The sequence below is a fragment of the Rhodopseudomonas sp. B29 genome (assembly GCF_000333455.1).
In the GTDB taxonomy this organism is placed as follows: Bacteria; Pseudomonadota; Alphaproteobacteria; order Rhizobiales; family Xanthobacteraceae; genus Rhodopseudomonas.
In genome coordinates, this window is the sequence record NZ_BADD01000126.1 from 1 (window position 1) to 9,792 (window position 9,792).

7 protein-coding genes are annotated in these 9,792 nt (G+C 66.6%); all 7 read right to left on the reverse strand.

Annotated features, from left to right (window positions below):
* Positions 1 to 147: 147 nt before the first annotated feature.
* Positions 148 to 1,833: a DNA repair protein RecN gene (gene recN, locus I5M_RS04785; RefSeq protein ID WP_022720366.1), complete on the reverse strand. Its 1,686-nt coding sequence runs from the start codon at positions 1,831 to 1,833 to the stop codon at positions 148 to 150.
* Between the two features lie 12 nt (positions 1,834 to 1,845).
* Positions 1,846 to 2,757, reverse strand: a complete 912-nt coding sequence (locus I5M_RS04790; protein WP_031335400.1) for an outer membrane protein assembly factor BamD — start codon at positions 2,755 to 2,757, stop codon at positions 1,846 to 1,848.
* A 237-nt stretch (positions 2,758 to 2,994) separates the two neighbouring features.
* Positions 2,995 to 3,957, reverse strand: a complete 963-nt coding sequence (gene lpxC / locus I5M_RS04795) for a UDP-3-O-acyl-N-acetylglucosamine deacetylase (RefSeq protein WP_022720368.1) — start codon at positions 3,955 to 3,957, stop codon at positions 2,995 to 2,997.
* 350 nt (positions 3,958 to 4,307) lie between these two features.
* Positions 4,308 to 6,092 carry a cell division protein FtsZ gene (gene ftsZ / locus I5M_RS04800; protein WP_022720369.1) on the reverse strand — a complete coding sequence of 595 codons (1,785 nt, stop codon included), beginning with the start codon at positions 6,090 to 6,092 and terminating at the stop codon, positions 4,308 to 4,310.
* A 93-nt stretch (positions 6,093 to 6,185) separates the two neighbouring features.
* On the reverse strand, positions 6,186 to 7,511 hold the full coding sequence (gene ftsA / locus I5M_RS04805; RefSeq protein WP_022720370.1) for a cell division protein FtsA: 1,326 nt from the start codon (positions 7,509 to 7,511) through the stop codon (positions 6,186 to 6,188).
* Positions 7,508 to 8,494 (reverse strand): cell division protein FtsQ/DivIB, encoded by a 987-nt coding sequence (locus I5M_RS04810; RefSeq protein ID WP_031335401.1) that lies wholly within the window; start codon positions 8,492 to 8,494, stop codon positions 7,508 to 7,510. The genes ftsA and I5M_RS04810 overlap by 4 nt, the downstream gene beginning before the upstream one ends.
* A gap of 313 nt (positions 8,495 to 8,807) precedes the next feature.
* A complete protein-coding gene (locus tag I5M_RS04815; protein ID WP_022720372.1) occupies positions 8,808 to 9,791 on the reverse strand; it encodes an ATP-grasp domain-containing protein in 984 nt (327 codons plus the stop codon).
* Position 9,792: the final 1 nt, after the last annotated feature.

Here is a 9,792-nt window from a genome sequence, read left to right on the forward strand (position 1 = left end):
ATTCCGGGTTCGCTCGCTTCGCGAGCGCCCCGGAATGACGGAATGTGACGCGAATCGCCATTCCGCGAGTCATTCCGGGGCGCGAGCGGAGCTCGCGAACCCGGAATCTCGGCACCGGCTGCCGCGCCGGGCCTTGGCGAGACGCCGCTACCCCGCCGCCTTGATCAGCCTGTCCGCCGCAGCCCTTGCCTCGGCGGTGATCTCCGCTCCCGCCAGCATGCGGGCGATTTCTTCGCGGCGGTGGTCGTCGGCGAGTGCGGCGACGCGGGTGGCGACGCGTTTGCCTTTGTCGAGGGCGGCCTTGGAGATCAACAGATGCTGGTCGGCGCGGGCGGCGACTTGCGGGGCGTGGGTGACGGCCATCACCTGAACCTTCGAAGCCAGTCGCGCCAGGCGGCCGCCGATGGCGTCGGCGACGGCGCCGCCCACTCCGGTGTCGATCTCGTCGAACACCAGCGTCGGCGCCGAGCCCTTGTCGGACAGCACCACTTTCAGCGCCAGAAGGAAGCGCGACAGCTCGCCGCCGGAGGCGACTTTCATCATCGGCCCGGGCCGCGTGCCGGGGTTGGTCTGTACCCAGAATTCGACGCGGTCGATGCCCTGCGGGCCCGGCGTCGCGGCGTCGGCCTCGACCTGGGTCATGAACTTGGCGCGTTCGAGCTTGAGCGGCGCCAGTTCGCCGTTGACGGCCTTGTTGAGCTTGTCGGCGGCTTTGGTCCGCGCGGCGGAGAGTTTCGCGGCGGCCGCGTCGTAGCGCGCGTCGGCTTCAGCGGCGGCCTGCTCCAGCTTCTTGAGCTTGCCGGCGCCAGCGTCAATCAGTGCCACGTCGGCGGCGTATTTGGCGGCGAGCGCCGCGAGGCCATCGACCGGCGTCGAGTATTTGCGCGCCGCGGCGCGCAGCGCGAACAGCCGCTCCTCGATGCGCTCGAGTTCGAGCGGATCGAAATCGGCCGCCGCCAGCGCAGCGTTCAGATGTTGGTCGGCCTCTTCCAGCGCGTTGATGGCGGCATCGATCGCTTTCACGGCCGGCTCGATCAGTTGCGGCGCTGTGCCGGCACGGCGCTCCAGCCGGCGCACGGCGGCGGCGAGAGCGCTGACCGGCGAATGCGGGCCGCCGACGACTTCCTGCGCCTCGCGCAGATCGGAGGCGATCTTCTCGCCCTGCATCATGGTGGCGCGGCGTTCCGCCAGCGCCGTCTCCTCGCCGTCCTTGGGCGCGAGCTGCTTCAGCTCGTCGGAGGCATGGCGCAGATAGTCGGCTTCGCGCGCGGCGCGTTCCATGCCGGCACGGTGAGCGTCTAGATCGGCGCGCGCGGTGCGGCGGCCGTCCCACAGCGTTTCGACCGCGGCGACATCCTTTTCCAGGCCGGCGAAGGCGTCGAGGAGCCGGCGGTGGGTGGCGGCATCGACCAGCGCGCGCTCGTCATGCTGGCCATGGATTTCCACCAGAGCCGCGCCGACCGCCTTCAGCGTCTGCACGCTCACCGACTGATCGTTGATGAAGGCGCGGGTGCGGCCGTCGCCGAGCTGAACGCGGCGCAGGATCAGCTCGCCGGCTTCGTCGTCGACTGGTTCGTCGAGGCCGTTTGCTTTGAGGATCGCGAACGCCGGATGGTCCTTGGCGACGTCGAAGGTAGCGGTGACCTGGCCATGTTCGGCGCCGTGGCGCACCAGCGAAGCATCACCGCGGCCGCCCAGCGCCAGCGCGAAGGCGTCGAGCAGGATCGACTTGCCGGCGCCGGTCTCACCGGTCAGCACGGCGAGGCCTTTCGCAAACTCGATATCGAGCCGTTCGATCAGCACGATGTCGCGGATCGAGAGGCGCGAAAGCATGTGAGGAAGATCCTATCCCAGACCGAGCTTCTTGAACGACTTCGAGATCCAGGAGCCCTTGTTTTCGGCCGGTTCGAGTCCACCGGATTTTACAAGATTATAGGCGTCTTTGTACCAGCGGCTGTCAGGAAAATTGTGGCCAAGCACGGCAGCGGCGGTCTGCGCCTCGCCGACGATGCCGATCGCCATATAGGCTTCGGTCAGGCGCGCCAGCGCCTCCTCGACGTGGCGGGTGGTCTGGTAGCGCGTCACCACAGTCTTGAAGCGGTTGATCGCCGCAGCGTAGTCGCGCCTCTCCATGTAATAACGGCCGACCGCCATCTCCTTGCCGGCGAGCTGGTCGCGGGCGCCTTCCAGCTTCTGCTTGGCGCTGTTGGCGTATTCGGACGTCGGATATTTGCGAATCACCTCTTCGAGCGCCGCGATCGCCTTTTCGGTGCGGCCCTGATCGCGCGAGACATCAGGGATCTGGTCGTAGTTCGAGGCGGCGATCAGATACTGCGCGTAGGCGGCGTCCGGGCTGCCGGGATGCAGCGTGACATAACGCGTCGCCGAACCGATGCAGCTGTCGTAGTCGCCGGCCTGATAGAACGCGTAAGCGGACATCAGCAGCGATTTACGAGCCCAGTCCGAATACGGATGCTGGCGGTCGACTTCTTCGAACTTCTTGGAGGCCGCCTTCGGATCCTTGTCCTGATTCATCAGGAACAGGCCCTCGTTGTAGAGCTTGTCGGCCGGCTCGTCGTTGAACTTGTCTTCGTCCTTGGCGAGGAATTTGTCGAAGATCGCGCCGGTGCCGCAGCCGGCGAGCGGCAGCGCCAGCACGACGAGGCCGCACAGCGCGAAGAGCCCGCGACGCGCGCGATCATTGCCGATGGCCGCAAAGCCGCTCCGCAGTCCGTGCGTGATCCGCTGTCCCGACATCAATTCCAACCCGATCCCATGGAAAACGATCTGCCCCCGGCAACGCGGCCGGCTCGCGGCGATTTCGTCCAGCGCCCTGCCCGGATGCGTGCTGCGACCGCCCGCTTCGTGTAGCCGAAAATGGTCGCTTAACCAAACCCGATACGGAGCCAATCCGCCCGGAATAAGGCGAGCAAATCGGCGCACCTGTGAGGATCAACGCAGCTTGGTTAATGCCAATGAGGCAGCTGTCGCCGCTTAGGACACGTCCGGGCCATAGGCGGGGGCGACCATGCCGCCGACGAGGCCGGTGACCGCTTCGGCGTGGCCACGCACGGCGCGGCGCGCCGGCTCGGCTTCGACGATACGCCAGGCGCTGCGGTCGGCGAGCAGCGCCGTCAGAACCGCGTGGTTGAGCTTATGGCCGCCGCGCACCGAGCGATAGGCGCCGAGCAGCGGCAGGCCGGCCAGCGCCAGGTCGCCAACGGCGTCGAGCAACTTGTGGCGGGCGCATTCGTCCGAATAGCGCAGGCCTTCGGTGTTGAGCAGGCGATCCTCGTCGAACACGATCGAGTTCTCGAACGAGGCGCCGAGCGCGTAGCCCATGCTCCACAGCCGCGCCACGTCGGACATCCGGCCGAAAGTACGGGCCCTTGAGACTTCGCGGCGGAAGTTCTCCGGCTCGACGGCGAGCGCGTATTTCTGCTTGCCGATCAGCGGATTGGTGAAATCGATTTCGACTTCGACGCGGAAGCCGCCGGCATGAGGACGTAGCTCGCCGAACGATTCGCCCTGGGCGACCTGAACCGGCTTCAGCACCTGGATGAAGCGGCGCGGCGCGGCCTGCTCGCGAATGCCGGCCTGCTCGATCGCGGCGACGAACGGAGCGGCGCTGCCGTCCATGATCGGAACTTCCGGACCGTCGACTTCGATGATGGCATTGTCGATGCCCATGCCGCGCAGCGCGGCCAGAATGTGTTCGGCGGTCGAGACCAGCGGACCGTCGGCGTCACCAAGAACGGTTGCCAGCTCAGTCGCCACCACCGCTTTTGCAGTCGCCTGGATCTCACGATCGGCGCCTTCAAGTCCGGTCCGGACAAAAATAAAACCCGCATTGATGTCTGCGGGCCCGATGGTCAGATTGACGGGGCGTCCCGAATGGACGCCCACACCGGTGACGGTGGCTTGCGAACGCAGCGTCGTTTGCCGGCTGGATTTCATGAGTAAACTGCCCACCACTGACCCACTTTCCGACCGAAACCGGGCCTTTCGGCCGGTGCGACTCGATCGGGTGCGTCCCCAAGTCCCAGTGACCATAGCACTGCCTCAAAGCGCGCCAACTCACGCTTTTTTACGGATTGTTACCCCAAACCCGCCGCATTACCGCCGCTGCTTAATCGAATTCGAAACCAATCGTGACCGGCCCGTTTTCGTTCCGGAAACCCAACGGTAGAAAAATACATAACGAACTCAATGTCTTAATAGACGATTAACCGCTCGCTCCCGCGCACAAAAAGGCCCGGGCAGTCCCCCTGCCCGGGCCAATACATTGCCAAACTTCTGCCGTCCGATCAGGTCGCCTGACGGCGCAGGAAGGCGGGGATATCGAGATGGTCGTCGCCCTGTGGCGCAGCGGCCACAGGTGCCGGCCTACCGTGCAAATCGAGGCCCTGCGGAGCCGGCCGCTTCGCATACTCCGACACCGGGGGGTGGCCGCCCATCTGCTCGGCGACGCTGCGCTGCGGGCGGCGCTCCGGCAGCGCCGGCATCTGCGGGCCGTCCGTCCGGGCCGGAGCCACGGCTTCCTGCTCGTCCTCGCGGCGGCCGAGGCCGTTGGCCAGACGCTGCAGCAAGGACAGCCGCTTTTGCGGATGATCGTCGTCGGCGTCGCCACGGGCCTGGCGGATTTCGTTCTGAGCCGGCACCGGCAGTTCATCGAACCGCGGCATCCGCGGCGCGCGCATGGCGGCGCGCTCGGCCTGCTGCGGAATGAAGGACTCGGGCGTCGCCGGTTCTTCAGCCACGGCCTGAGCCTGCTCGATATCGGGGAACAGCGACGGCTTCTGCGGGATCGGACGCACGGTGACGTCGCCGTAAGAAGCCGGCGCAACGGGCGCCTGCGGCACCTGAGCGGCCGGCATCGGCTCGTTGCCGACAGCGGCGGCGATTGCGGCGAGCGCAGCGCGCTCGACATTGCTCGGCGAGCGCTGCGGAGCGCCGGCGGCGGCCGGCGCGGCGACCTGCGCCGCACGGGCGGCAGCGGCTTCGGCGATACGCTGGTTGTCAGCACGCAGTTTGGCGGTCAGTTCGGCCAGGCGATTGTCGCCGACCGACTGAGCCGCGACTGGAGTGGCAGCGGCCGAAAGCGAACCGGCGGCGCGCGACAACTGAGCCTGCTCGATGCCGGTCGCCACGACCGACACGCGGATGATGCCGTCGAGGCTTTCGTCGAAGGTGGCGCCGACGATGATGTTGGCGTCCTGATCGACTTCCTCGCGAATGCGGGTGGCGGCTTCGTCGACTTCGAACAGCGTCAGGTCCTTGCCGCCGGTGATCGAGATCAACAGGCCACGGGCGCCCTTCATCGACGAGTCGTCGATCAGCGGATTGGCGATGGCGGCTTCGGCGGCGGTCAGCGCGCGCTTCTCGCCGGAGGCTTCGCCGGTGCCCATCATCGCCTTGCCCATCTCGCGCATCACAGCGCGGACGTCGGCGAAGTCGAGGTTGATCAGGCCTTCCTTGACCATCAGGTCGGTGATGCAGGCGACGCCCGAATACAGCACCTGGTCGGCCATCGCGAAGGCGTCGGCGAAGGTGGTCTTCTCGTTGGCGACCCGGAACAGATTCTGGTTCGGGATGATCAGCAGCGTATCGACGACTTTGTGCAGCTCGGTGATGCCGGACTCAGCGGTCCGCATCCGGCGCGCGCCTTCGAAGTGGAACGGCTTGGTGACGACGCCGACGGTGAGGATGCCCATCTCGCGCGCCGCCTTGGCGATCACCGGAGCAGCGCCGGTGCCGGTGCCACCGCCCATGCCGGCGGTGACGAACACCATGTTGGCGCCCGACAGATGATCGCGGATTTCGTCGATGACTTCCTGCGCGGCGGCCGAGCCGACGTCCGGCTGCGAGCCGGCGCCGAGGCCCTGCGTCACCTGAGTGCCCATCTGGATCAGCCGCTGCGCCTTCGACATCGTCAGCGCCTGCGCGTCGGTGTTGGCGACCACGAAGTCCACGCCATCGAGGCCGGCGGTGATCATGTTGTTGACCGCATTGCCGCCGGCGCCGCCGACGCCGAACACGGTGATGCGGGGCCGCAGCTCGCGAATATCAGGGACGTTCAGGTTGATGGTCATGGGTGCCTCTCGATTACGCGCGCGTAGGTTCGTGGTGCCCGGAGGAGCGGCCGGAGCGACGGGTGAATGTGGATGTAAGCTGGACGAAAATCATCAGAACCCCTCGCGCAGCCAGCGGCCGACCTTGCCGATGTAACCGTGGCGCTCGGCCGTGCGGACTTGTTGCGCATGCCGCGGCTCGAGGTGTTCGAGATGAGCGTATTGTGGGTAGACGAGCAGTCCCGAAGGAACCGCGAACGACGCGCTCTTCGCTTCGGTCGGCAGCCGGCCGAAACCAAGCGGACGCCCGACCCGCACCGTGCGGCCGAGAATGCGCGTCGCCAATTCGGGAATGCCGGTGAGTTGGGAAGCGCCGCCGCTGAGTACCACGCGAGCCCGCGGCTCTGCCGCGAACGGCGACTCCGCAAGGCGGTCCCTGACCATCTCGAATATCTCCTCGGCGCGATGCCGGATAATGTTGGCGATCGTCGCGCGAGAAATCACTTGCGGAGTATCCCGCTCAATGTCCCCGGCAGCCGGGATCGACATCAGCTCGCGCGCATCGGAACCGCCGGTCAGCACCGTGCCATATAACGTCTTGATTCGCTCGGCATCCGCAATGCAAGCGCTGAGTCCGCGAGCGAGATCCATCGTGATGTGATGACCACCGAGGGCGAAGCCCGAGGCGTGTACGAAACGCCCGGCGGAGTAGACCGCGATGGTGGTCGTCCCCGCCCCCATTTCGATCAGCGCGGCGCCGAGATCGACCTCGTCGTCGGTCAGAACCGACAGGCCTGCGACATAAGGACTCGCCGCCATTGCTTCGACGTTGAGATGGCAGCGCTCGACCGCGAGCATCAGGTTCTTGGCGACCGTGGCGTCGGCCGTGACGACATTCATGTCGACGCCGAACTGGCCCGCCACCATGCCACGCGGATCGCGAATGCCTTTGACGCCGTCGAGTGTGTAGCCGACCGGCAACGCGTGCAGCACGGCACGGCCGGCCGCGGTCGCATGGTGCATCCCTGTCGAGGTGACGCGGGTGACGTCGGCGGCAGTGACGGCGCCCCCCTTGATATCCGAAGTCGCCTCGATGAGTTGCCCCTGCAGCCGGCCGGCAGAGACCGACAGCAGCACCGACTCGACCCGCACTTTGGCCATGCGCTCGGCGAGCGCGACGGCGTGGCGGATCGCCTTTTCGCACTCGACCATGTCGATGACCGCGCCGGCCTTGACGCCGCGCGACTGGATCTGGCTGTAGCCGAGCAGTTCGACGGCGTGGCTGCGGCCGCGCAGCGCTTCCTTCGGCGGGCAAGGCTTCAGCCGAGCGATCATGCAGGCGATCTTGCTGGTTCCGATATCCAGCGACGCGACCAGCGCCGTGCGATGCGGCGGCATCGGTCGCGTTTTAGGCGTCATGCTGCGATCGATGCCGGTCACGCGTCGCCCGCTTTCTTCTTCGGCTTCTTGTCCTTGAACAGATCCTCACGCGCCTTGAAGGCGTCGTCGGACAGACGGACCGTCAGCCGGTCGGCCAGCCGCATGTCGATCGCGGTGATGTCACGCGAGAACAGCTTGTCGTCCTGATCGGCCTTGCTCAGGTCGGCGAGCGCGTTGCCGACATCCTGCTCGGGCAGGCGGATAACGAGTCCGTTGGACAGCCACACGTTCCAGCGCCGCTCTCCCACCAGCGCCACCGCGCGGGTCTGCAAAGCCACCCGCGGATAGCGCGCCAGCAGCGCCAAAAAATCCTTGGCCTGCGGCCCCGCGCCTTTGCCGACCACGAGCGGGAGCGTCAGGAAACGCTGGGCCACGAAAGGCTCGAGCACGGCACCATCGTCGGCGATGACGGAGGTCCGGCCGTTGAGCTGCCATCGCGCAAACGGCGAGCGCTCGACGATGTCGATCTGTAGTTCGCCCGGGTAGAACTTGATCACCGTCGCATCGGCGATCCAGGGATTGGCCTTGAGCTTGTCGCGCACCGCAGCGGCGTCGAGGAACAACAGAGACGAGCGGCCGCTGATGCCGCCGATCGCCAGCACCTCGTCCTGAGTCAACTGCTTGCGGCCGGCAATGGCGACGCGATGAATGCGGAAACCGGCGATGTTGGCGGCCGCATTGCGGGCATCGTCGAGCGCCTGAACGAACTCGTCGACATGGCCGCCTTTGACGACCCCCAGCCCGGCACTGCCCAGCAAAATCACCACCGTCAGAGCCACGCCGGTCCGATGCGGCAGATACTTCTCGACGAGCGCAATGAAGCCGTTCGGCTGAACCGGCCGATCGAGCGGCGACGGCGCCGCGCGTTTACGCCGAGCCAGCCGCCGGCGCACCAACGCCGTCACCGCATCGGCAACCGCCCAAAGGTCAGATTGAAGCCTCGACAGTCGCGAAGACTGGGCGAGACGACCCCCACCGTTCATGCCAGCGCTCGTTACTCGTTGTGCCCGCAAATCCGGCCGGGCTCCGGCACGATCGACATCTCGGTGCCGCCAGAACGGCCCCTGATCACGCACCGATCAGACCAACCGCCCCACATGCGCGACCCGAAGCGAACACGCTCCGGCCCACGTCCGGCTCACCGAGCGCAACCGCGCCACCAAATTCGACCTTCGGCCGTCCTGGTAAACAATTGGTAAACCGCACCGCTTCGCAGACGAATTTGATGCGTTCGGAGAAGGATTTGCGACCGGCCGCTCGGCGCCCGGAGACGCCAGGGTTGCGCCGCCTCCGACCTCAACCGCGGAGCCGGCGCTCCGCCAGCGCGATCTGGCCGTGCAGGAAGTCCAGGAACGCGATGCCCTGCGTTTTCAGCGCCTTGGGATACAGCGAAGCCTTGGTCAGGCCAGGCAGCGTATTGGTCTCCAGGAACACCGGTCCATCAGCGGTTACGATGAAGTCGGACCGCGAATAGCCGCGGCACGACATCGCCCGATGCGCCCTCACCGCATAATCCATGATCGTCGCGGCGACGTCCGGCTCGAACCGGCCGGGGCAGATCTCCTGCGTGGACTTGGCGAGATATTTGGCGGTGTAGTCGAAGCCGCCATCGGCCGGCACGATCTCGATCGGCGGCAGCGCCAGCAGCGATCCGTCGGCCTGCTCCAGCACGCCGCAGGTCGCCTCGATGCCGGCGACGAAGGGCTCGATCAGATAGTCCTCGGTCTTGGCAGCGTTACGGACCGCGACGAGGTCCTGCCTGGCATTGATGAAGAACAGCCCGTAGCTCGACCCGTCGCGAGTCGGCTTGGCGATCAGCCGGCCGTGCGCTTCGAGCGCGGTCTCGGCCTCGGCGAGCGTCACGCCGAGCGGCGCCTTCACCCCGGCAATGGCCGCAAAGCGCTTGGCCGCGACCTTGTCGAAGGCCAGATGCGACGCAGCCGAGCCCGAACCGGTGAACGGTACGCCGCGCAGTTCGCACATCGCCTGCAATTCGCCGTTCTCGGCGGCGCCGCCGTGCAGCGCCAGCAACATCAGCCGCTGCTCGGCAGCGGCGAGATCGAGCGCCGGCTCGATCTCGCCCAGGCTGCCGGTGGTTGGATGGAAGGCCTCTTCGAACGGGCGCGTGTGCGTCAGTAGCGCTTCGGAGTTCGTGGGATAGACGCGGTTATCCGCGTCCCAAAACCACAGATCGGCGTCCGGCAACGCCGCATGCAGCGCCTGGGCGGAAGCGACGGAAACCAATCGCTCCTTACTGGTGCCGCCGAAAAGAATGGTGATG